Origin of the sequence: Bacillus sp. FSL K6-0972, assembly GCF_037976035.1 — a bacterium.
Classification (GTDB): Bacteria; Bacillota; Bacilli; order Bacillales; family Bacillaceae; genus Bacillus; species Bacillus haynesii.
This window is the reverse complement of the sequence record NZ_CP150260.1, coordinates 758,611-781,767: the sequence shown is the minus strand read 5'-3', so window position 1 is coordinate 781,767 and position 23,157 is coordinate 758,611. Positions and strand designations below refer to the sequence as shown.

19 protein-coding genes are annotated in these 23,157 nt (G+C 44.8%); 6 read left to right on the top strand and 13 right to left on the bottom strand.

What is annotated here, in order from left to right:
* Positions 1-358: 358 nt before the first annotated feature.
* The 3 genes from MKX80_RS03915 to MKX80_RS03905 all read right to left on the bottom strand — a co-directional run bounded on the left by MKX80_RS03915 (position 359) and on the right by MKX80_RS03905 (position 3,965).
* A complete protein-coding gene (locus MKX80_RS03915) occupies positions 359-1,474 on the bottom strand; it encodes a DUF3578 domain-containing protein (protein ID WP_268293196.1) in 1,116 nt (371 codons plus the stop codon).
* Positions 1,475-1,619: 145 nt separating this feature from the next.
* Complete coding sequence (gene rlmD / locus MKX80_RS03910; RefSeq protein ID WP_268314134.1) at positions 1,620-3,002, bottom strand: 23S rRNA (uracil(1939)-C(5))-methyltransferase RlmD; 1,383 nt, start codon at positions 3,000-3,002, stop codon at positions 1,620-1,622.
* A gap of 48 nt (positions 3,003-3,050) precedes the next feature.
* Entirely contained in the window at positions 3,051-3,965 is a 915-nt protein-coding gene (locus MKX80_RS03905) for a diacylglycerol kinase (protein WP_142782115.1), read from the bottom strand.
* Positions 3,966-4,163: 198 nt separating this feature from the next.
* Here MKX80_RS03905 and MKX80_RS03900 point away from each other — a divergent pair, with 198 nt between their 5' ends.
* Together MKX80_RS03900 and MKX80_RS03895 are read left to right on the top strand one after the other, a co-directional pair.
* Positions 4,164-5,117 carry a nucleoside hydrolase gene (locus MKX80_RS03900; protein ID WP_182069082.1) on the top strand — a complete coding sequence of 318 codons (954 nt, stop codon included), beginning with the start codon at positions 4,164-4,166 and terminating at the stop codon, positions 5,115-5,117.
* A 13-nt stretch (positions 5,118-5,130) separates the two neighbouring features.
* The gene (locus tag MKX80_RS03895) at positions 5,131-5,673 is read left to right on the top strand and encodes a GNAT family protein (RefSeq protein ID WP_182069084.1); all 543 of its coding nucleotides are present in this window, start codon (positions 5,131-5,133) and stop codon (positions 5,671-5,673) included.
* Positions 5,674-5,770: 97 nt separating this feature from the next.
* Here the strand turns inward: MKX80_RS03895 and MKX80_RS03890 are convergent, their stop codons facing one another.
* Entirely contained in the window at positions 5,771-5,971 is a 201-nt protein-coding gene (locus MKX80_RS03890; RefSeq protein ID WP_182069086.1) for a hypothetical protein, read from the bottom strand.
* A gap of 147 nt (positions 5,972-6,118) precedes the next feature.
* Positions 6,119-9,277: an efflux RND transporter permease subunit gene (locus MKX80_RS03885; protein WP_182069088.1), complete on the bottom strand. Its 3,159-nt coding sequence runs from the start codon at positions 9,275-9,277 to the stop codon at positions 6,119-6,121.
* 146 nt (positions 9,278-9,423) lie between these two features.
* Here MKX80_RS03885 and MKX80_RS03880 point away from each other — a divergent pair, with 146 nt between their 5' ends.
* Entirely contained in the window at positions 9,424-10,272 is an 849-nt protein-coding gene (locus MKX80_RS03880) for a TetR/AcrR family transcriptional regulator (protein WP_268310996.1), read from the top strand.
* A 124-nt stretch (positions 10,273-10,396) separates the two neighbouring features.
* On the top strand, positions 10,397-11,479 hold the full coding sequence (locus MKX80_RS03875; RefSeq protein ID WP_268343527.1) for a glycoside hydrolase family 26 protein: 1,083 nt from the start codon (positions 10,397-10,399) through the stop codon (positions 11,477-11,479).
* A 40-nt stretch (positions 11,480-11,519) separates the two neighbouring features.
* Here MKX80_RS03875 and gatB read toward each other — a convergent pair whose 3' ends face one another.
* Genes gatB through gatC form a run of 3 tightly spaced genes read right to left on the bottom strand, consistent with a single transcriptional unit; the run spans position 11,520 to position 14,734 of the window.
* Positions 11,520-12,950, bottom strand: a complete 1,431-nt coding sequence (gene gatB, locus MKX80_RS03870; RefSeq protein ID WP_003179599.1) for an Asp-tRNA(Asn)/Glu-tRNA(Gln) amidotransferase subunit GatB — start codon at positions 12,948-12,950, stop codon at positions 11,520-11,522.
* Positions 12,951-12,963: 13 nt separating this feature from the next.
* The gene (gene gatA / locus MKX80_RS03865) at positions 12,964-14,421 is read right to left on the bottom strand and encodes an Asp-tRNA(Asn)/Glu-tRNA(Gln) amidotransferase subunit GatA (protein WP_023855604.1); all 1,458 of its coding nucleotides are present in this window, start codon (positions 14,419-14,421) and stop codon (positions 12,964-12,966) included.
* A 22-nt stretch (positions 14,422-14,443) separates the two neighbouring features.
* Entirely contained in the window at positions 14,444-14,734 is a 291-nt protein-coding gene (gatC, locus tag MKX80_RS03860) for an Asp-tRNA(Asn)/Glu-tRNA(Gln) amidotransferase subunit GatC (RefSeq protein WP_003179590.1), read from the bottom strand.
* Positions 14,735-15,174: 440 nt separating this feature from the next.
* Here gatC and putP point away from each other — a divergent pair, with 440 nt between their 5' ends.
* Positions 15,175-16,656: a sodium/proline symporter PutP gene (gene putP, locus MKX80_RS03855; RefSeq protein WP_020450465.1), complete on the top strand. Its 1,482-nt coding sequence runs from the start codon at positions 15,175-15,177 to the stop codon at positions 16,654-16,656.
* A 218-nt stretch (positions 16,657-16,874) separates the two neighbouring features.
* Positions 16,875-17,573 carry an MgtC/SapB family protein gene (locus MKX80_RS03850; RefSeq protein WP_085959527.1) on the top strand — a complete coding sequence of 233 codons (699 nt, stop codon included), beginning with the start codon at positions 16,875-16,877 and terminating at the stop codon, positions 17,571-17,573.
* Positions 17,574-17,886: 313 nt separating this feature from the next.
* On the opposite strand, the gene nagB is transcribed toward MKX80_RS03850, so the two are convergent.
* The 5 genes from nagB to MKX80_RS03825 form a co-directional block, all read right to left on the bottom strand.
* Positions 17,887-18,615, bottom strand: coding sequence for a glucosamine-6-phosphate deaminase (gene nagB / locus MKX80_RS03845; RefSeq protein ID WP_154999098.1), 729 nt, complete (start codon positions 18,613-18,615; stop codon positions 17,887-17,889).
* A 142-nt stretch (positions 18,616-18,757) separates the two neighbouring features.
* Positions 18,758-19,909, bottom strand: a complete 1,152-nt coding sequence (locus tag MKX80_RS03840; RefSeq protein WP_268299707.1) for a YhfX family PLP-dependent enzyme — start codon at positions 19,907-19,909, stop codon at positions 18,758-18,760.
* The gene (locus tag MKX80_RS03835; protein WP_154999029.1) at positions 19,909-21,135 is read right to left on the bottom strand and encodes a phosphopentomutase; all 1,227 of its coding nucleotides are present in this window, start codon (positions 21,133-21,135) and stop codon (positions 19,909-19,911) included. The genes MKX80_RS03840 and MKX80_RS03835 overlap by 1 nt, the downstream gene beginning before the upstream one ends.
* Entirely contained in the window at positions 21,128-22,276 is a 1,149-nt protein-coding gene (locus MKX80_RS03830) for an aminotransferase class V-fold PLP-dependent enzyme (protein ID WP_154999031.1), read from the bottom strand. Before MKX80_RS03830 ends, MKX80_RS03835 begins: the two co-directional genes overlap by 8 nt.
* Positions 22,273-23,157 (bottom strand): TatD family hydrolase, encoded by an 885-nt coding sequence (locus tag MKX80_RS03825; protein WP_268293206.1) that lies wholly within the window; start codon positions 23,155-23,157, stop codon positions 22,273-22,275. Before MKX80_RS03825 ends, MKX80_RS03830 begins: the two co-directional genes overlap by 4 nt.

The window sequence follows — 23,157 nt, the reverse complement described above, 5'->3', positions numbered from 1 at the left end:
CATAAACTACACGCTTCGGCTTTATCTCAATCATCGTCCGCAGCAAAGTATCAACTGACACCGTTTCTCAAGCAGCGAGAAGTAGACGAGCACATTTTAATTCTCTTCCATCTCGAAAAACATTGACTTCGCCTGTTCAATATTTATGCTTTTTAATTGCCAAATGGAATTCGTTTAACACCCCTGCAACCACTTCTGAACCGAACTTGCTCATGCCGAACTCCTCTTTCCCTTTAAGATTGTTATCTATTATTAAAATGATCTCATCACATATGTAAATTTTTGCAATAACCTTTTGTCTATTATGTTAAACATCAAAAAGCCTTGGTAGCGCTTGTCCAAGGCCCGTAATTTGAATCTAAATATTCGACATTTCATATATTCGTTTAAGTTCTGAAAAGGTAATTTCAATTCCTACCTTTTTCAAGTGATCCTTCCGCTGATCATACAATTTTTTCAACAGTTTTTCTTTCTCCTCATCTTGACCATAATGAATAAGACGATGACAGTGTGGACATAGGCTTACCAAGTTTGCCAATTGATCTAAGTCATATTTGAATCCATCTTGCTTGGCGATAGGGACAAGATGATGGCATTCAACATAAGGCTTGTTGGTAGATTTAGAGATAAAGGTTTGATGGGAATGGTCAATTTCACAAGTATAGTTTGAAAGCATCATAGCTTTTGAGGCAAGACTTGCATGTCTTGTCCATTGCCTTTGACCACCTTGATTAATGATTGGTTGCGGACGTTCTCTCTTTTGACTGACTTCATATCCCACATTCGTATTCTCGGATATGATGAAGGTTTGAGCCGCTATCTGATACTCCTCTTCGTTAACCCGGTCTTCTAAAAATTGGCCGTCTTCCTGCAACAGAATAAAATCATTAAACTGTTCTATCGATCGATTTCCAATAAGACCTTCTATTTCTTTGTATGTAACTAATAAAGCTTGTAAATCGCTTATGATATCTTCTGAACTTGGAAAATTGCTTACATCATAAAAACGACCACATACATGTCCTAACTCATACCCTCTCGCAAGATCACCTTCGCCCTTTAAATCGATATTTGAAAGATTCATATTTTGAGGTATGGTATTTAGTTTTTCTCTAATAATAGAAGCTGTTTTTTGGATTTTGGCCCTACCTATTTTTGTTCCATACTTTTCTTTAAAGTAGGTCCATCCTTGATTCAAACTAACATAAACACCGCTTCCATCTGCACTAAATAAGTAAACAATATAGTAGCCTCTTGTCGCCGAAGTCGTTAAGTTCTTTATAAAAATTGAAACCCAAGGAATCTCAGCCCAACGGCCTTTTCCAACCGAACCTGCTACATGATATATATTAGGATCTAAGTCAACAACTTTAAAAAGAGTATCCTTTATTTCATGACAAATAAGGTGTGAAAGAGGATGTCCCTTAAACTCCTCATTTTTTGCTTGTTGATATGTTGATAAAACGCATTTCATTTGTTCACTAATCGTTAGTTGATTCGAGATTTTATGGTCTATTTTGATACACCTCTTTATTAAGTAGGACTTTATGCAGGAAATGGAACATTCATATAAACATTATAAGCCTCTCCTGGGTTGGAGAGGCTTATATTTTTAAACTTTATTTATCTTTTTTGACAAGAACAGCCACACACTCTACATGGCTCGTATGCGGAAACATATCAACAGGCTGCACCTCAAGCGTCGAATACCCGCCATCCTCAAGCACCCGCAAATCGCGCGCCAAAGTCCCCGGGTTACAAGACACATACACTACACGCTTCGGCTTCATCTCGATAATCGTCCGCAGCAAAGCCTCATCGCAGCCTTTGCGCGGCGGGTCGACGACAAGCGTGTCAGCCTTGATACCTTCCTCATACCACCTAGGAATCACAGTTTCCGCTTCACCGACGGCAAATTCAGCGTTCTCAATACCGTTCAACTCAGCATTCCGTTTCGCATCCTCAATCGCTTCCGGCACAATCTCAACACCGTACACTTTTTTCGCCTGCTTCGCCAGAAACAGCGAGATCGTGCCGATGCCGCAGTAGGCGTCGATGACGGTTTCTTCGCCGTTTAGTTCGGCGTATTCAAGCGCTTTGTCGTAGAGCACTTTCGTTTGCTCTGGGTTGACTTGGTAGAACGATCTGGCGGAGATGGCGAATTTGATGCCGCCGATTGAGTCGTAAATGTATTCTTCTCCCCAGATGACGGTTGTTTCGTCGCCGAAGATGACGTTTGTTTTTTTCGGGTTGATGTTTTGGACGATCGATTTGACGTGCGGGAATGCCGCGGTGATCTCCTCGACGATTTTCGCTTTGTGCGGGAAGTCGTTTGTCCTTGTGATGAAGACGACCATCATTTCGCCTGTGACGGCGCCGTATCTGACCATGATGTGTCTGAGCCAGCCTTTGTGGCGTTCTTCGTTGTACGCTTTGATGCCGTATTTGCCGCAAATCTCTTTAATCGCTTGAACGACGCGGTCGTTTTCCGACTGCTGGATCAGACATTCGTTCATGTCGATGATCTCATGGCTGCGCTGCTGGTAGAAGCCTGCGATCAGACCGCCTTCTCTTTCGCCGACAGGGACCTGCGCTTTGTTTCGGTAGTTCCACGGGTCTTCCATGCCGAGTGTCGGGTGGACGGTGATTCGGCTTAAATCAAGCTTGCCGATTCGCTCAAGCACGTCTTTGACTTGCTTCTGCTTGTAAAGAAGCTGGCCTTCGTAGTTGATGTGCTGAAGCTGGCAGCCGCCGCACTGTTTGTAGATCGGGCACGGCGCGTCCGTTCGGTAGCGGCTTTCTTCTTTCAAGTCGATGAGGCGGCCGAAGGCGAAGCCTTTTTTGACCCGAGTCACTTTGATCTGCGCCTTTTCGTCAGGCAGCGCGTTCGGCACGAAAATCGGGAAGCCGTCGACTTTGGCGACGCCGGCTCCTTCGTGTGTTAAATCTTCAAATACGACATTGTAATATTCATTTTTTTGAACGGGGGCTTTTTGTTTCATCTTTTTCACCTGCTATAAGAAAAACTTGGCCAGCTCTTTAGACCAAGTTCATTCATCCAATTTTCTCGCTTTTTCTTTTGACATGACGACGTCGATATGACGGTAGAGGTTCTCGAATTCGCCCGGCAGTTCGCCGCCGTATTCGCCGTCAAGGTTTAGGAGCATTTTGTCTTTGACCGTCACTTTGACGCGGTTTGCTTTCGTGTAGATGACATGCTCGTCATTGATATGTTCGCCGCGGAGGGCAAGTCCGACAAGTCTGATGAATTCGGCGAGGTTTGTCCGCTTTAAAATGACGAGGTCAAACATGCCGTCATTCAAGCTTGAGTCGGGGGCGAGCTTCTCAAAGCCGCCGACGGAGTTCGTCAGCATGACGAGAAACAGCATTACTTCTCCTTCAAACAGCTTGCCGTCGTATTCGATTTCGACCTCGGTCGGCCGCAGTGAAGGAAGGAGCATTTCCATTCCTTTCAAATAATAGGCAAGATGGCCGAGCATCGTCTTCAATTTGCTTGGTACGTCATATGTCAGTTCTGTAAGGCGTCCGCCGCCGGCGATATTGATGAAATATTGGCCGTTGACGCGGCCGATGTCAATCGGACGGGCCTCTCCCTCTAGTATTGTGTCAACCGCCTTTAAAATATCCTCGCGCGGAATGCCGAGCGCTCTCGCAAAGTCATTCGTCGTTCCGACCGGAATGACTCCGAGCTTGGGGCGGTGTTCCAACGGCGCCAGTCCGTTGATGACTTCATTTAATGTGCCGTCTCCTCCGGCCGCAACAATTAAGTCAAATTCCCGCTCAGCGGCGTGTCTGGCGGCCTGTACGGCATCTCCTTCCCCTGTTGTCGCATGGCATGACGTTTCATAGCCTGCCTGCTCGAATTTCTGCAGAACTTGGGCAAGGTTTTTTTTGAAGATTTCTCGTCCGGAAGTCGGATTGTATATGATTCGTGCACGTTTCATGTTTTCATCATCCTATTAGAGTATCCGTATCATTTCTTTACCAACAACCTTTAATTATACTAGTTGTTGAAAAAATCGCAACAAAATGGGTATCATCATTTGTTTAATTTTAGATAAAATATCCTAATTAATGGTAAAAAAGACTTTAGGATCTAATTGATGTAAAATAATTAATATTAAGAAAAAGGAGATGTTGCTGTGAAAAAGCCCGTTTATTTTAACCATGACGGAGGCGTCGATGATCTCGTCTCTTTATTTCTGCTATTGCAGATGGAAGATGTCAAATTGATCGGAACATCCGTCATACCGGCGGATTGCTATTTGGAGCCTGCTCTCAGTGCCAGTCGAAAAATCATTGACCGCTTCGGTTCGTACCAGGTCGAGACTGCGGCATCCGATTCGAGAGGGGTGCACCCGTTCCCGAAGGAGTGGCGCATGCACGCCTTTTATGTCGACGCTCTGCCGATTTTAAATGAAAAAGGCGAAGTCCGGACTCCGGTGTCAGACCTGCCCGCTCACCTTCATCTAATTGAATGCGTGAGGCAGAGCCCCGAACCGGTAACACTGCTGTTCACCGGCCCGCTGACAGACTTGGCGAGGGCGCTTGAGGAAGAGCCGGCGATCATAAAACACATTGCAAAACTTGTCTGGATGGGTGGCACCTTCCTTGAGAAAGGAAATGTAGAAGAGCCTGAGCACGACGGGACGGCGGAATGGAACGCTTTTTGGGACCCTTACAGCGTGAAGACGGTATTCGAGAGCGACATTCAGATCGAAATGGTCGCGCTTGAAAGCACGAACCAGGTGCCTTTGACAAACGAAATCCGCTCCCATTGGGCGAGCCTCAGAAAACATATCGGGATCGACTTTATCGGCCAATGCTATGCGATGTGTCCGCCGCTTGTCCATAACGAAACGAATTCGACATACTACCTTTGGGATGTGCTGACGACGTTGACACTCGGCGCAGTTGATATGACACGATCGCGCACTGTCAAGGCGGTTGTCCATACGGAAAGCCCGCGCCAAGGAACGACAGAAGAGCATCCTGACGGCAGAATGGTCAAAGTCGTTGATCAAGTCGACAGGGATCAATTTTTTGCGTATTTTGAAGAGTTGATGAAAAGAGCCGACCGTATTCCATCTTTATAAAAGGAGACTTTCCATGATCAAAAAAGGGACAAACATTTATATCAGGCCGCTCACGGCTGAAGACGCCGAGGCATGCCTCGAATTGCAGAACGCAAACCGCCCGTTTTTTGAACAGTTTTCAATGGAGCGGAACGAGGAGTTTTATACAATCGAAGGACAAAAGAAGAGGCTTCAAAGATTATATGAAAATATGCAGAATGATGAAGATTATTATTTTGGCATCTTTGATCCTGCAAACGATGCGCTGATCGGAACGATCAACCTTTTCCAGGTGCTGCGCGGTTCCTTGCAAAGCGCCTTCATCGGCTATTTTTTGGATCAGAAGCACAATGGCAAAGGCTACACGACCGAAGCCGTCAAGCTGATGGTTGAGTTCGCCTTTAACGATCTCAAGCTCCATCGCATCGAAGCTGGCGTCATGCCCCATAATATTGCCTCGATCCGGGTGCTGGAGAAGGCGGGTTTTCACAAAGAAGGCATCGCCCGGAAAAACGTCAAGATTAACGGAAAATGGGAAGATCATCAGTTGCTGGCTGTGATCAATCCGAATGATTAACCACTTCTTCGCCGGGATCGGTAAAGAAATCACCAGCATTAAAAAAGCTTGTCGATGAAGATCATTTCAACCTTTATCGACAAGTTCAAAACTTGCTTCATCTGCTTTTTGTCTCTTTTATGATGCTGAAAATCACTAAGATGATGACACCTGCACATACAATATAAAATAAAACATCAGTCACAGGATTTCTCATATTTTTTAAGAGAAAAATGACTCCGATCAACACGATCGGTATGATCCAGGTGAGCCGCTTTACGATTTTGGGGCTTGGTTCGCTGTTTCCTTTCGATTCCATTCAATGCCTCCTCATCAAGTTGCCTTTTCTAACAAAGCATAACACAGGATATTTTTGTTAAACACCGACGATCGTCTCTTCAAAGAAAAAACCCCTTAGAATGGATCATTTCCTGTGTCCATTCCAAGGGGTTGATGTTATACCATCTTACTCTTCTTCCATACCCGGTTTTTTCCGGCGGAATTTCGCCAGTACTTCGTATACGATCGGTACGATCAGAAGGGTAAGGAGCGTTGAACTGATCAGACCGCCGATAACGGTGACGCCGAGCCCTTTTGAAATGACCTGGCTGCCGCCTTCAAATCCGAGCGCCAATGGAATCAGGGCGCCGATTGTGGCGATGGCCGTCATCAGGATCGGACGGAGCCTTGTAGAGCCGGCTTCAAGGAGTGCTTCTCTCGTTGAGAGCCCTTCCGCTTCCTTATGGATGACTCGGTCGATTAAGACGATCGCGTTTGTGACGACGATACCGATCAGCATCAGCATTCCGATCATTGCGTTCAAGCTGATTGTTTCTCCTGATACGTAAAGTCCCACCAAGGCGCCGATGATGGTAAACGGCAGCGAGAACAGGATCGCAAATGGCGCCAGTGCTCCGCCGAATGTAATCACAAGCACGAGGTAGACGATCGCAACCGCCGCAAGCATTGCGAGTCCGAGTTTTGTAAAGGAATCTTCGATATCAGCGGATACGCCGCCGGTATCGATTGTGACGTTGTCAGGCAGGTCGATCTTGTCGATGTTTTTCTGTACGTCGACTGATACGGCCGTGACGTTGTCTGATGTGACTTCCGCCGTGACATCGGCATAGATTTTGCCGTCGCGTTTTGAAATCGTGTCAGATGTCGTGCCTTCCTTCACTTTCGCGACATCGCCGATTTTCACTTCCTGGCCGGTCGGAGTTGTGATCTTTTTGTCTTCTAAATCTTTGACGCTTTTATATGTTTCTTCTTCTGTTTTAATCGTGACATCAAGATCTTTTCCGTCTTTTTTCACGGTTGTAAGCGGCGCCTGCGATGTTTCTTTCATGAGCGCCTGAGAAATCTGTGATGCCGTTAACCCAAGTTTACTCAGCTTCTCCTGATCAGCGACAAAAGTAAATTCGTCATATGTGCTGGACAGGCCTGAGCTTACGTTTTTCAGGTCTTTTTGGTCTTTCATAATCTTTTCGATCTCTTTTACAGTGCCTTTAATCTCTTTTTCTGAATCTCCGTACACATAATACGTTAACTCATTGTTATTGCCTGAAGAGCTGAAATCCTGAGTTTTCCATTCTCCGCGTTTGGATTGCTTCTGAATGTCTTTTAGAACATTGTCCTTTTCTTTATCAAAATCAGGCGTGTCTTCCTCATATTTGATATAGAACAACGCGCCGTTTGAGCTTCCGCCCATCAGCGGATTTCCCGCTCCTAACGTATACTGAACCGTATCGACGTGTTTGCGGTCCAATAGGATTTTTTCAGCTTTTTGCGCTTCCTTTTCCGCTTCTTTTTTCGTTTCTCCCGGTTCAGGAGTGTATGTGATCTGCACCATTTTTTCTTTTGTAGAAGGCAAGTAGCTCGCTCCGATCAGCGGCACGAGGAACAAGCTTCCGACCAGCATCAGAACCGCGATGATCGATGTGATCCATTTATGGCTGAGCGACCAATTCAACACTTTTTTGTAGAAGTTGGCCAGTACCCCAGGCTTGTGTTCTTTCGCCTTCACCGGCGCACCTGTCAACGATTTTTTGAAGAGGGTGTGCGCAAGCATCGGCACGAGCGTGATCGCGATCAAGAGGGATGCAGCAAGCGCGAATACAATCGTTAAGGCAAACGGCAGGAACAATTCGCCGATTTGACCGCCGACGAGTGCGAGCGGCAGGAATACCGCGATCGTCACGATCGTTGATGACATGATCGGCATGAACATTTCTTTCGTTGCTTCGCGCACGAGCGCTTTTCCGCGCAGCGGCTCATCTTTCAGCCTCATGCGGCGGTAAATGTTTTCGATAACGACGATCGAGTCGTCGACAACCCGTCCGATGGCGACCGTCATGGCGCCGAGCGTCATGATATTCAGCGTGATATCAAGCTGATTCAGGACGAGCAGTGCGATTAACAATGACAATGGAATCGAAATGACCGAGATTAACGTTGACTTGATATCCCTTAGGAATAAGAGAATGATCACAACCGCAAAGATCGCTCCGAAAATCGCTTTGCTCAGCATCGTCTCGACCGACTCGGTGATCGGTTCGGCTTGATCGTATGTCGAGCTGTATTTAAAGCCTTTGTGGTCTTTTTTGAATTGTTCGAGTTCAGCTTTTACGTTGTCGGCTACCTCGACGGTATTGGCGTCGTTGGCTTTAATGACGCTGATGCCGATGCTGTCTTTACCATTGGTTCGTGAAATGGATTCGGCTTTTTTGACATCTTTAATCGTTGCGATGTCAGACAGCTTAACCGTCGGGATTCCCGTGCTCTGCTGAGCCTGCGCGGCGCTCTGTGCTCCGGCTTGAGCCTGCGCCCCCTGGGCCGCTTGCGCACTTTGCGCTCCGGCTTGAGCGCTTGCGCCTCCGGCAGACGCCGCTGGAATTCTCATATTTTTCAAGTCTTTAATTGTTTCGATATCGCCACTGACGACGACCGATTTTTCTTCTTTGCCGAATGTGTACAACCCAAGCGGAGTCGTCACATCAGAACCTTGAATCACTTGCTTGACTGTATCCTCGTCAAGCCCGTATTGCTTCAATTTGTCTTTTTTAAATGAAAATTCGACTTCTTCAACCTGCTGTCCGGAAAGCTGAACGGAAGCTACGCCTTCAAGGCCTTCAAGCTTCGTCAGGAGGCTGTCTTCCACTTTTTTCGTCAAGCTTTGAAGATCGTCTTTATCACTGGACACGCTGAGCGCGAGGATCGGGAAAGAATTCATGCTGTAGCGTGAAATGCTCGGCTCTTTTGCATTGTCCGGCAGATCGAGATTCGCCAATGCTTCAGCGGCTTCCGTCTTCGCTTTGTCCATATCCTTCTCATACTCGTATTCAATCATCACCGATGATGCGTTTTCATACGAAGTGGACGTTACAATGCTGACGCCGTCCAGGTTTTGCACGGCTTGTTCAACCGGCTTTGTGACTTCATCAGCTACCTGGCTCGGAGTGGCTCCGGGGTATGTCGTGCTGATGGTCAAATAAGGCATGTTCACATCAGGAATTGATTCCTGCTTCATATTTAAACCCGCATAAATGCCGGCAACCGTAACAATAATCGTCATCAGCCACACAGCGAACTTGTTCTTTAGTACAAAATTAATGATAGAATTCATTACGACCTCCATTGTGTATATCATTTTCAGAATACAGATTGACTGACTGGTCATTCTATACAATAATAAACTTCAAAAGTAAACAGCGTCAACTTATATATGTTAAAATTTATTCAATTTTAAAGAAGTGTTAAAGGGGTACATTCATGACAGAAAAAGAAGAAAAAATCATTAAAGCAGGCCTGCACCTGTTCGCGAAAAACGGTTTTGCTTCCACAACGATTCAGGACATCGCCAATGAATGCAATATCTCAAAAGGAGCTTTCTACCTGCATTTCAAGTCGAAAGAAGCGCTTTTGCTTGCGATCATTAAGTATTATATCGATCGAACGATGGAAAATATGAAGATCATCCAGCAAAAGAATTTCCCTCCAAAGGAAACGTTCAAGGAGCAGATTGCTTATCAATTCAGCGAGAGCAAAGAGCACCGCGACTTTATTCTCGTGATGATCAGCGAACACAGCATACCGGAAAACAGCAAGATCGAAGAATATTTTAAAAATGTCAGCCAAAAATTCCACGAGACGTATCAAAATGCGCTGTCAGCCGCCTACGGTGACATTGTGAAGCCTTATCTGTCAGACTTGTCCGTGATCGTTCAAGGCATCGTGCAGTCTTATCAAAATTTGTTTATCTTTAATGAACTGGACATCGATTTTTACGAACTTGCAGATTTTATTATGAGAAGAATCGATGACATGATTGATGGCATGGTTCAAAACGGGGAGCAGCCGATCCTGGCCGGACGGACGTACAGCTATTATCGGAACGCCGGCAATACGGCCGATAAACATACGATTTTACGGGAGCTTGAAGATGCCAAACGTCAGCCGGCGCTGCCGGAAGACATTCTCATTACACTAGATGTGATCGAGGAAGAGCTGAGAAAAGATTCGCCCCGCACACCCGTGCTTCAAGGTATGCTGACAAACTTGGAGCATCAGGACAATGTCCAGCATCTATATGGAATGATCACCCGTTTCCTTCATTCGTAAAGCAGCCCTGCGGCTGCTTTTTTCTTCCCTTACAATCCGACAATCTGATCATGTATATTTTGGAAGCAGCATGTATAATAAGATCGCTTAAGACAATCTATATGTTTCAGGAGGTTTTACCTTAGTGAAAAAAAACATCGTTTGTTCCATCTTCGCGCTGCTCCTCGCTTTTGCCGTTTCGCAGCCGAGCTACGCACACACCGTTTCTCCGGTGAATCCAAATGCCCAGCTGACGACGAAAGCGGTGATGAACTGGCTCGCCCACCTGGCCAATCGGACGGAAAGCCGGGTGATGTCCGGGGCATTCGGAGGATACAGCCTCGACACATTTTCAATGGCTGAAGCCGACCGGATCAAACAGGCAACAGGACAGCTGCCAGCCATTTACGGCTGCGATTATGCAAGAGGATGGCTGGAGCCGGAGGAGATCGCCGATACGATTGACTACAGTTGCAACCGTGATTTGATCGCATATTGGAAAAGCGGAGGCATTCCGCAAATCAGCCTGCACCTCGCAAACCCCGCGTTTACTTCTGGACATTATAAAACTCAGATTTCAAACAGCCAGTATGAGAGAATTTTAGATTCTTCCACGCCCGAAGGAAAACGGCTTGAAGCGATGCTGAACAAAATCGCGGATGGCCTCCAGGAGCTTGAAAATGAAGGTGTGCCCGTTCTATTCAGACCCCTTCACGAAATGAACGGCGAATGGTTCTGGTGGGGGCTGACGCAATATAATCAAAAAGACAGCGAGAGAATCTCCTTGTACAAACAGCTCTATGTGAAAATCTATGACTATATGACAAAGACAAGGGGCTTAGATCATCTGTTGTGGGTGTATGCGCCAGACGCCAACAGAGACTTTAAAACAGACTTTTATCCGGGCGCATCATATGTGGACATTGTCGGGCTAGACGCTTATTTTGATGACCCGTACGCCATTGATGGATACGAAGAGCTCACATCGCTGAACAAGCCGTTTGCCTTTACAGAGGTCGGACCGCAGAAGACAAACGGCGGGCTAGATTACGCGCGATTTATCCATGCAATCAAAGAAAAATACCCGAAAACGGCGTTCTTCCTGGCGTGGAACGATGAGTGGAGCCCAGCTGTGAATAAGGGAGCGGACACCCTCTATCTTCATCCATGGACGCTGAATAAGGGAGAGATATGGGACGGTGATTCTTTGACGCCTGTCGTGGAATAATGAAAAAACCTTGGAGAATTTCACTCCAAGGTTTTTTGGGTTATCGTTTATTGATTTCTTCAAGAAGAAGCTTGTTGACCATCGGCGGGTTTGCTTGTCCTTTTGAAGCTTTCATGATTTGGCCGACAAGGAAGCCGATTGCACGGTCTTTTCCGTTTTTGAAGTCTTCAATCGATTGCGGATTGTTGTCGAGCGCTTCTGTGACAAGCTTTCTGAGCGTCGCTTCGTCAGAGATTTGCACAAGGCCTTTTTCTTTGACGATTTTTTCTGCGTCTCCGCCTTTTTCAATCAATTCTTTGAAGACCTTTTTCGCGATTTTCGATGAAATCGTTCCTTTTTCGATCAGCTTGACCAATCCGGCAAGGCCTTCAGGTGTGAGTTCGACATCGGCAAGCTCTTTTTGCTGGGCGTTCAAGTAAGCCGACACTTCACCCATCAGCCAGTTCGATGCCAGCTTCGCGTCTGCGCCTTTTTCGACGGCCGCTTCGAAGAAGTCGGACATTTCTTTTGTCAAAGTCAGCACTTTCGCGTCATAGGCAGGCAGGCCAAGCTCTTCGATGTAGCGCTTGCGGCGCTCGTCCGGAAGCTCAGGAATGCTGTCTTTCACGCGCTGTTTCCACTCATCGTCAATGTAAAGCTCGACAAGATCAGGCTCAGGGAAGTAGCGGTAGTCGTCAGATCCCTCTTTGACCCTCATCAAAATCGTCGTTTTGGACGCTTCATCATAACGGCGCGTCTCCTGTTGAATGACACCGCCTGACAAAAGAACTTGCGCCTGGCGTTTTTCTTCGTGCTCAAGGCCTTTTTGAACAAAGGCGAATGAGTTCAGGTTTTTCAGCTCTGTCTTTGTACCGAACTCCTCTTGTCCGATTGGACGGAGCGAGATGTTAGCGTCGCAGCGGAGCGAGCCCTCTTCCATCTTACAGTCGGAAACGCCTGTATACTGAATGATTGATTTCAGTTTTTCAAGGTAGGCATAAGCTTCTTCAGGCGTTCTGATATCGGGCTCGGAGACGATTTCAACGAGCGGAGTTCCCTGGCGGTTATAGTCGACAAGGGAGTAGCCGTCGCCTGTATGCGTCAGTTTTCCTGCATCCTCTTCCAAATGAAGGCGGGTAATGCCGATCCGCTTCGTTTTTCCGCCGACTTCGATTTCGATCCAGCCGTTTTCACCGATCGGTTTATCAAATTGTGAAATTTGATAAGCTTTCGGGTTGTCGGGGTAGAAATAGTTTTTCCGGTCGAATTTCGTTTCTGTCGCAATTTCACAGTTGAGTGCCATTGCGGCTTTCATCGCAAAATTGACGGCTTCTTTGTTCAACACAGGCAGTACACCCGGATAGCCTAAGTCGATAACGCTTGTCTGCGTGTTGGCCGCTGCGCCGAATGGCGTTGGAGAACTGGAGAAAATTTTCGATTTTGTTTTGAGCTCCACGTGGACTTCAAGTCCGATTACCGTTTCAAAGTTCATGTTTTTTCACCCCTTACAGTTCAGGTTTTGCTTTATGATGGTCTGTCGCCTGTTCGAATGCGTGGGCGACGCGGTATACTGTGCTCTCATCAAAGTGTTTGCCAATGATTTGCAAGCCGAGCGGCAAGCCGTTCGCCAATCCGCACGGTACGCTGATTCCCGGGACGCCCGCAAGGTTGACAGGAATCGTCAGGATGTCATTGGCGTACATGGTCAGCGGATCACTCGTTTTTTCGCCGATTTTAAATGCCGGCGTCGGCGTAGTCGGTCCGATGATGACGTCATAGTTTGCAAATACGTCTTCAAAGTCCTTTTTGATCAGTGTTCTGACTTTTTGCGCTTTTTTATAGTATGCATCATAGTAGCCCGAGCTGAGCGCGAACGTACCGAGCATGATGCGGCGTTTGACTTCGTTTCCGAATCCTTCGGAACGCGTCTGTTTGTACAGGTCGATCAGGTTGTCGGCATTGTCCGTGCGGTAGCCATAGCGGATGCCGTCGAAGCGCGCCAGGTTTGCTGATGCTTCAGATGAAGAAAGCAGGTAGTAAGTCGCCAGCGCGTATTTGCTGTGCGGAAGCGATACCTCTTCCCATGTCGCGCCAAGGCTTTCGAGCACTTTCAGCGCTTCAAGCACGGAATTTCTCGCTTCTTCTCCCACTCCTTCGCCGAGATATTCTTTCGGCACGGCGATTTTAAGTCCTTTAATGTCGCCGGTTAACGCTGACAAATAGTCGGGCACGTCCACATTGGCGCTCGTCGAATCCATTTTATCGACGCCTGAAATCGCCTGCAGAAGGTAGGCGTTGTCTTCGACAGATCTTGTGATCGGGCCGATTTGATCCAATGAAGAAGCAAATGCGACAAGGCCGTATCTGGAAACGCGTCCGTATGTAGGTTTTAAGCCGACGACGCCGCAGAAGGATGCCGGCTGGCGAATCGATCCGCCCGTGTCAGATCCAAGTGAAAACGGCACTTCTCCGGCCGCAACCGCAGCCGCTGAGCCTCCGCTTGATCCGCCCGGAACGGTTTCGAGGTTCCACGGGTTTTTTGTCTTTTTAAAGCCTGAGTTCTCTGTGGAAGAGCCCATCGCGAATTCATCCATATTCAGCTTTCCGATGGTAACCGCTTCAGCTTCATGAAGACGCTCAACAACGGTTGCGTCATAAATCGGATCAAAGTTCTCGAGAATTTTGCTTGCGCACGTTGTCCGCAGATCCTTTGTTACGATATTGTCTTTAATGCCGATCGGCATCCCGAAAAGAAGGCCGTGCTCATCACGGGTATCAAGCGCTTCGTCCAATTCTTTGGCGTATGCGCGGGCTTTTTCTTCATCAAGCTGCAAAAAGGCTTGTACCTTTCCGTCAACTTCGTGAATCCGTTTGTAAGATTCATCGACTAAATCTGATATGCTGATCTCTTTATTATGTATGAGACGTTTTAATTCAGATATTTTATGGTCAAACAGTGACATGTTTTCTCGCTCCCTCCTTTATTTAGTCCAAGATTGACGGCACGCGGATGTAGCCGTCTTTATGATCAGGCGCGTTTTTGACGACATCTTCAACCGGAAGTCCTTTATCAGGGACATCTTCCCTCATGATATTCTTCATTTGCAATACGTGCGTTGTTGGTTTAACATTCTCTGTATCGACTTCGTTCAGCTCTTCTGCAAATGAAATAATGCTGTCAAGCTGTTCGGTAAACATCGCCGCTTCCTCGTCCGTAATCGCCAGTCTGGCAAGATGGGCGACATGCTTTACTTCTTCTATAGAAATACGCGACATACTAAAAACACCTCCAAGGTTATTCTCGCTTAGTCATAATACTGATCATATCAAATTTTAGCCTTCTAAATCAACAAAACCGCGATCTTCGCCCCATTTGGCGGCTTTTATTTCATCGCTCATGAAAATTCAGTAAAATAGCACGTACTAATATTCAGAATATTTTTACTTTATATAATATTTGTAAGCGCTTTCATTGTGATGCTTATCAAAACCATCACGCCCTTTTTCAATAAAATCGGATGTTTTTCACGGTTGATTGATGGGGAATAGTTTGATAGGTTAGGTAACTAAGTACGATCTAATCGGCAGCGCCTTAATTCCAATACTTGATTTTTTAAAGAGGGGGCCCTGCAATTTTCTTCGTACCGCAAGTCAGTATTGTCGAAAATTTTAAAGAGGTGATGCCACATTATTTTTAAAGAGGAGAGATATGAAACGTGAGTGTTGAAATATTTATTTCGTTAGGGATTTATTTTGCCGCGATGCTTTTAATCGGCTGGTATTCCTACAGAAAAACATCCAATTTGAATGACTACATGCTCGGCGGCAGAGGCCTTGGGCCTGCTGTTACGGCTTTATCGGCCGGCGCGTCGGACATGAGCGGCTGGATGCTGATGGGACTGCCCGGAGCCATGTATGTGACAGGACTTTCGAGCGCCTGGCTTGCCGTCGGTTTAACAATCGGAGCTTATGTGAACTACTTGGTTGTCGCTCCCCGGCTGCGCACATATACAGAAGTAGCAAACGATGCGATTACAATTCCGGATTTTTTCGAAAATCGGTTTAATGATACGACGAGAATCTTGCGCCTGGCATCAGCCATCGTCATTATGGTGTTTTTCACACTGTACACGTCGGCGGGTATGGTGTCCGGAGGAAGACTGTTTGAAACGGCGTTCGGCCTCGATTATAAAATGGGTCTTTTCTTAACGGCCGCAGTCGTGATTGCTTATACGCTGTTCGGAGGGTTTTTGGCCGTCAGTCTCACTGACTTTGTGCAAGGTTTGATTATGTTTATCGCTTTAGTGCTCGTGCCGATCGTTGCCTTTACTCAATTAGGCGGAATTACGCCGACTTTCAATGTGATCGAAGAAATCAATCCAAGCTTGCTCGATTTCTTCAAAGGAACGACCGTCATTAGCATTATTTCATTTCTCGCCTGGGGACTGGGCTATTTCGGTCAGCCGCATATTATCGTCCGCTTTATGGCGATTTCATCCGTAAAAGAGCTGAAGCCTGCGCGCCGCATCGCAATGGGTTGGATGATCATCTCCGTAATCGGCGCACTGCTTGTCGGACTGATCGGTGTGGCGTATGTCCATGAAACGGGTACAGCGCTTAAAGATCCGGAAACGATTTTTATCGTGTTCTCAAAGGTATTATTCCATCCGCTGATTACCGGATTTTTGCTTTCCGCTTTGCTCGCAGCGATTATGAGTACGGTGTCTTCCCAGCTGCTTGTCACATCAAGCGCCATGACGGAAGATTTCTACCGGACGTTTTTCCGGCGCAAAGCTTCGGATAAGGAACTCGTTCTTGTCGGACGTCTAAGCGTTCTGCTTGTCGCCGTCATCGCGATCCTTCTGTCTCTGACACCGAACAACACGATCCTTGATCTGGTTGGCTATGCGTGGGCCGGATTTGGTTCCGCATTCGGACCCGCCATCCTTCTCAGCTTGTACTGGAAGCGGATGAACCAGTGGGGCGCATTGGCCGGTATGATCACAGGAGCCGTGACCGTGCTGATTTGCATTCTGACGGGTCTGCAGGAGAAGACGGGAATCTATGAAATGATCCCTGGTTTCTTCCTGAGCTTGATTGTCGTTTACGCTGTCAGCATGATCACGAACAAGCCGGCAAAAGAAGCAAGAGATATGTTTGAAGAAATGGAACAGACGCATGAGGAAGAACATTCTTAAATGATCAGGCTATGAAAGCCGCCGGGCGATATCCGGCGGCTTTTTTGCTCAGGCGGAATTCTTTTGATGCCACGCCGGCAATATAATGGTAGGAGTATAGGGCTTCTTACAGATGAATGGTTCCAGGACATCCACCGGCACTTCAAAAACAGTTGTCCATCCATAGCGTCTGTGAGAAAATCATATCAATCATATAAGATATTGTCGGAAAGGAGATCATGGGCATGGATTGGCATATTGAAACAGAAACGCTGTTGAAGCTTGGAATCGCAACATTAATCGGAATGGTCATCGGTCTCGAAAGGGAGCTGAAAAACAAGCCGCTCGGCTTAAAAACGTGCATCGTGATTGCGATCAGTTCCTGTGTTCTGACAATGATCAGCATTGATGCGGCATACCATTTTCCAAGGTCAAACAGAATCATGATGGACCCTTTGCGGCTTCCCGCACAAATCATATCAGGGATCGGCTTCATCGGAGCGGGCGTAATTTTACGAAAAAGCAACGACGTCATTTCCGGCCTGACCACTTCAGCGATGATCTGGGGAGCAGCCGGCCTTGGCGTCGCCATCGGAGCGGGCTTTTATAAAGAAGCATTTGTCAGTCTCATTTTCATTTTAATCAGCGTCGAGTTTTTGCCGTGGATCGTCGGCAAAATCGGCCCGAACCGCTTGCAGGAAAAAGAAATCCGCGTCCGCATGTCCCTGAATGACAAGGATAAACTGACGGATATCCTCAAGGAAATGAAAGCGAAAAAAATCCGGATTCATTCCGTCCGGATCGATGATATGCGCGATAATGAATTTCCGATCATGGAAACGAAAATCATGGTTCATAAGAAACGGTATGTCACCGATGTCTATTACGATATCAAAGCGATCGACGGCGTCGTCGGCGTTAAATGTGATACGCTGTAAACGCAAGCCTGATTCAAAAGAAGCAGCCGAAAAAAAGGCTGCTTTTTCTTTTATGAATCATCAATATGAACGGTCGGTTCTTTAGTATGATGGCTTCCTCTCGCCTAGAGGATTAATTCATTATCCTCCATACTCTCCTTTTCAACTGTTCTAGTAAACAATACGAGGATAATCAAAACCTGTATATGTAAATCCTTATCAACAGGGTGGGAATTTGCAATATTCAGTCGTTTTCTCCTGATTGATCGCTAGAAGATATCTTGAAGCAATTGCCTTGTGTAAATTTTTAAATGTAATCAACCGAGCATTCAATTTATTGAATTTTATTTAAGGCTGCGTGATCTGCCATCACCATCACATCTTTATGTTCCCTTAAAATTGAAGCAGGGAACTCTTGGGAGACACGGGTGCTGTTCAGCAGCCGTGCCAAGGCTTCAGATTTTTCATTTCCAGACACGAGCAGAAGGATCCGCTTACTTTCCATTATTGTTTCAATTCCCATGGTCAATGCCTTTGTCGGTACTTCGTCCAAGGAACGAAAGAACCTGGAATTTGCCTGCCGGGTTGATTGATCCAACTCAACGATATGGGTTCTGCTTTTAAAGCTTGTCCCCGGCTCATTAAAACCGATATGACCATTCAATCCCATGCCTAATATTTGTATGTCAATTGCTTTTTCAGAAACAAGTCTGTCGTAGCTGATGCATTCTTGTTCCAAATCTTTTGCCATCCCATTGGGAATATTGATATTCCTTTGACTAATATCCAGATGTTTGAATAATTTTTCATTCATATAATAATGGTAGCTGTTTTTATTTTCTTTAGGCAGTCCAACGTACTCGTCTAAATTAAAAGCAGTAACATTCTTAAATGAAATTTCCTTTTGCCGATACTTTTTTATCAAGCATTTATATAAACCAAGCGGTGTCGAACCTGTTGCAAAACCAATAACAGGATTTTTTGAATTGTTAATGAGCTCAGCCATTAGATCAGCCGATTTTTCACTCATTTCTTCATAACCTGATACATGAATAATTTTCACGTCTTTCTCCTTCCCACAAAATAAAATGTCCAAGACTGACTCCTGTATTAAACTGCACTGCAAAAAGACCAAGCATCTTCGCCACACCTCAGTAAAACAATCCATTATTCAGGCACTCTGATATTCCGCCGATAACGATCATTCACTCGATTACATTTCCTTTAGAATCATATACACCGATCAGTTCAGGATCTTCAGCAACGTTTTTTAAGATGGCTATATGTGCATTCGTTACAAAGACTTGTGTACGAAAAGCAAATATTGCCGTATCGCCGACTTTTGCTTCAACTGTATTTAATGAACCATAATAATCAATATGATCAGGTGTCATTTCAATAGCTTGAACCTTTTTAAGATGATCTTTGTTTGTTCCAACGAGCGCCGCTTTCATATGCGAACGTGGATAGAAACCGCCGCCGAAAACATAAGCATGATGATTAGATATATGGGATACTTCAGTTACGTATACCATCGCAGGTCTTTCTGCAAGTTTTTTCGTTGCATGAATGGGTGTCGTTCCAATTAAAGCATGGCCGGGTTCGCCTTGAGTTGCACCATTTTCCTTCAATAGTTTCATTGTTGCACAAGAAGTTGCACTTGGCATATTCATCTCAAGCCTTCTATACCCTCTCTCCATTAAAAACGATTTTACGGTTTGCATGGATGTTACATTCGGAGTAACTGCCGGAAGGCCGTCTTGGATCAATATGCAAGGAAAGCTTGTTAAACCTGCAATTTCAAGTCCATCTAATTGTTCAATCGATTCGATATCCTTAACGATTTGTTCAAAAGTGAACCCCCCCTCTTGACCTTTGTATATATAATCCTCTTTGTTTGCGATACGTAAAAGCACTTTTTGTTTTCTTCTCATTTCCATAGCTACTCTACTGATGTTTCGAGCATTTTCAAGGCTGAAAACCGTAACATAATCAGGATTTAGATCCAATATAGCCGGTATCATGTGAATAGGTATTTGAACAAGGTGTCCGACATGCCCAATCTTAATTCCATTTTGACTGAGTGTGATTGCCTCCCACGGGTCTACAGCAACGGCTTTGCCGATTCCGCTTTCGGCTATAGCTTGTGCCACCAACGGATTACGGCCAAATTGCTTCGTCATAAAAAACAGTTCAATATCCTGTTTTCTGGCTTTTTCACTTAATACTTTTGCATTTTTCTTGACGGTGTCCAAGTCTAATACATAAGTGTTAGGTGAAATGATTCCCTGCTGATGAAGTTCCAATGCAGCTTCTATTAATTTTTTGTTATATTTTAATGTAGATTCCAAAAACATCAGTCTGTCTCCTCTTTTCCTTTTTGCATTAAATGAAGGAATGAACTGCCGTTTTCAGTATTGCGAAGCCCTAGATAATCAGCAGAAGTTGCAGCAATGTCGGCTAGCGTTTTTCTTTCCCCTATGTTAACGGGCGATAGTTTTTTGTGATAAGCCAGCAAATACGTTTTTTCCCGTGTGTGTTGGTTATGGCCGATCGTAGGATCATTCCCGTGATCTGCACTAATCATCAGCAGATCCTGATCTGTCATTTTCCGGAGAATTTCCGGCAAATATTGATCTACCATTTCAATCCGATTTGCATAACGCACGGGATTCTGTGCATGTCCGGCTAAATCGGTTTCTTGTACTGTGGCAGCAATCACGCCTTTTTTGACACGGTCCATCTCCTGTATAATATCCTTCATGACTTGTTCTGTATCTACACCCGGAAATCTTTTTGCACCTTCACAATAAATGATGTCCTGCATTTTTCCGATAAGAGAAACTTCCATTCCCCTATTTTTCGCCAATGTCGGCAACTGATTTTCAGGAGAGATACCAAAACCTAAGTGACGAACTTGATATCCTTGCTTGTATACATTAGATTTAGGCGAATTCACCCCTACTAATCCGTCTTCTCTTCTTTCAACTGACCTCTGCAAGTGTTCAGGTGTTACATTTTCTCCTCCAAGAACAATCACACGATTTACTTTAACATGATGACGGACGCATCTTCCTATTTTCAACACTTCATCAAACGAAATATAATCCAGCGGAGCGCTTACATTATAAATTTGCCCGTAATCTGTTTCGATATTATCGGCTACGACTACTAAATCGTTTACTAATAAATACGGCAATTCTGAGTTCGGTATGTTAACTTTATAACCCTGATCTTCCAAAGCGAGTTTAACATGATTGAGATGTTCCACAAAAGGAGCTAAATATGTCTTTTTAGGCTTTGTTCCCATGATTTCATTATGACCTTCAAAACTGTCCGCTCCTTGATGCATCAGGTTTAAAACACCATGGCTGGCAATATGATCTATATTTTTCAATTTAGGATGGTGCAAAATTTTATTAATACCCAATTTTTCGAGATTCGGAATGTTTAAAGAAGGCACCGTATCAAGTATGTGATAGAAAGTATTGGCGCCCACATCTAAAGGATGATAATCGCTTGCATCTTCCATATAACCGACACCTAAGCTGTCTAATATTATGATAATGACTCTTTTATTCATTTATATCATCGCCTTTTGAAGAATTTACGCTAAGCTCTTCTGTTGCTCGATGAACGGATATGTTTAGAATTCTTAAAATGGTCTCAGGACCGCTTCTTAATGGATTAATGCGGATCATTTTTTTGGCCAGTGATGGATCTTCAGATAAAAAAGTGCCAGACACTCTGTAAAACATTGGTGCAAACTCGTATTTTGATTCAGCACCTATCGGATGGGGTGCTGCTCCCAATTCATTAGCATGATGAAGCACTTTTTTTGCAATTGGTTTAACAAACTCTACAAGTAAGACTTTTGATTGTGCATTTGCCAAATAAGCCTTTTTAACACCCTTAATGGCTCCATTATTAAGCGAGTGAACCAACTGATCATTGACACTTGCTTGTATTGCCAGCATAACCGGAGCATATATCAGACCCCTTAAAGCTTCTAAAGCTTCATAACCTTGAACCTGGCTTCCACCTGAATAGTTTAATTTTTCTATTTTTTCTATTAAATCACTTCTGCCTAAAATGACTCCAATACCTTCCGGACCTAATAGCTTGAACAATGAAAAGGTGGACAAATCGGCTTTGACTTGTACTCCAATCTTTTCCGCTTTCATCGCAGCATAGTTGTCATCCGTAATAATGACTAGATCAGAATGAATGGAACGTATTTTTTTTATCGTTTCAGCCAAATCATAATGGTCCTCTATTTTTTGCCTCGTATGCTGAATCAATACACCTTTTAATTTCGGGTGTTTGAGAATGGCGTCTTTTATTTGTTCAGAATCATGAAAATCCGCGGATATTGGCAAGATCCCCATCGACTCTAACGTTGTTTTACTTGTTGGATATATCGGTGCATCATGGACAAGGATCTCGTCACCTGGCTTTAAAAAGCTCATAAAACCAAACCTCAATGCCCCTGTTCCTGCACCACGAACTAACATTGCTTTCTCTGTGCCAAAGAAATCAGCTAGTGTCTCTTCTATTTTTTTTGTGAACCGCGGTTTATTGATTCCTTTTACAACGCCTAAATCGCCAAGTGAAAGCAATTCTTCTCCTCGAAAATGTCTTGTCATGACATCAACCAACCTAAATTGTCTATGCATGGCTTCTTCAATAGATAGGCTATCTAGAGGATAAGTTTCCATACTCATTCACTCTCCCCTTTCATAAAAGCGCGAGGATTTTTAATCAACATCTTATCAATTGATTCACCAGTTATTCCATAGGTTTGCAAGAGAGGGATAAACGTGTCTATCAAATATGAATAGCCCACCCCGCCTTTATATGCCAAATGTGATTTTCTGGTGATGTCCATAGACAGCAGAACCTTGTCTATATACCCTTTAGCCTGTATTTTTTTCAATATTTCTGCTCGAACACGATCAGGCATATAATTTTCTTTACCTACTGTATCGAATTCTACATACACACCTTCTCTCAGCATTTTCAATATATAATCGGCATCTCCTGATAAATCAACATGCCCTATCACCACTCGGTTTAAATCAACTTCATGTTTTTTAAAAAATTCTACTTGTTCATGTCCTAATGTTCCTATGGAAGTATGGGTTGATATTGGTTTTTTGGTTTGCTTATGTGCCATAACAACCGCTTCAAATACTTTTTGTTCGGTTTCCGTCCATTTATTGTAACTCGTTCCAATCTCACCGATGACCTCGGCCTTGGCATCTGTTCCTCTAATTCCTTCAACAATCTCCAGTATCATTCTTTCTGCCAACTTTTCTTTCGATTCACGAAATACATGGATCGGGTAAAAAGAATCTTGGTAGAAACCAGTTGAAAAGACAATATTAATGCCTGTTTCTTCTGCAACTTTTTGGACGTATGTAATATTTCTCCCCATTCCAATATTCGTGACATCAACAATATTGCGTACGCCCTTTTCGTATAAACTTTTAAATTCTCTAACGGTTTCAGGAAATACATCCAACTTACAATCTTCATTGTTTTTTACTTCGGAAAGGTCTATCGTTATATGTTCATGCATATAGGTCATTCCGTCTTTCAACAT

Bases quoted from the DNA above. Each gene is read 5' to 3' on its own strand.
- MKX80_RS03915 (WP_268293196.1), bottom strand. From the start codon at position 1,474: ATGAAATGCGTTTTATCAACATATCAACAAGCAAAAAATGAGGAGTTT.
- rlmD (WP_268314134.1), bottom strand. From the start codon at position 3,002: ATGAAACAAAAAGCCCCCGTTCAAAAAAATGAATATTACAATGTCGTA.
- MKX80_RS03905 (WP_142782115.1), bottom strand. From the start codon at position 3,965: ATGAAACGTGCACGAATCATATACAATCCGACTTCCGGACGAGAAATC.
- MKX80_RS03895 (WP_182069084.1), top strand. From the start codon at position 5,131: ATGATCAAAAAAGGGACAAACATTTATATCAGGCCGCTCACGGCTGAA.
- MKX80_RS03890 (WP_182069086.1), bottom strand. From the start codon at position 5,971: ATGGAATCGAAAGGAAACAGCGAACCAAGCCCCAAAATCGTAAAGCGG.
- MKX80_RS03885 (WP_182069088.1), bottom strand. From the start codon at position 9,277: ATGAATTCTATCATTAATTTTGTACTAAAGAACAAGTTCGCTGTGTGG.
- MKX80_RS03880 (WP_268310996.1), top strand. From the start codon at position 9,424: ATGACAGAAAAAGAAGAAAAAATCATTAAAGCAGGCCTGCACCTGTTC.
- gatB (WP_003179599.1), bottom strand. From the start codon at position 12,950: ATGAACTTTGAAACGGTAATCGGACTTGAAGTCCACGTGGAGCTCAAA.
- gatA (WP_023855604.1), bottom strand. From the start codon at position 14,421: ATGTCACTGTTTGACCATAAAATATCTGAATTAAAACGTCTCATACAT.
- gatC (WP_003179590.1), bottom strand. From the start codon at position 14,734: ATGTCGCGTATTTCTATAGAAGAAGTAAAGCATGTCGCCCATCTTGCC.
- MKX80_RS03850 (WP_085959527.1), top strand. From the start codon at position 16,875: ATGGGCATGGATTGGCATATTGAAACAGAAACGCTGTTGAAGCTTGGA.
- MKX80_RS03840 (WP_268299707.1), bottom strand. From the start codon at position 19,909: ATGTTTTTGGAATCTACATTAAAATATAACAAAAAATTAATAGAAGCT.
- MKX80_RS03835 (WP_154999029.1), bottom strand. From the start codon at position 21,135: ATGAATAAAAGAGTCATTATCATAATATTAGACAGCTTAGGTGTCGGT.
- MKX80_RS03830 (WP_154999031.1), bottom strand. From the start codon at position 22,276: ATGAGTATGGAAACTTATCCTCTAGATAGCCTATCTATTGAAGAAGCC.
- MKX80_RS03825 (WP_268293206.1), bottom strand. From the start codon at position 23,157: ATGTTGAAAGACGGAATGACCTATATGCATGAACATATAACGATAGAC.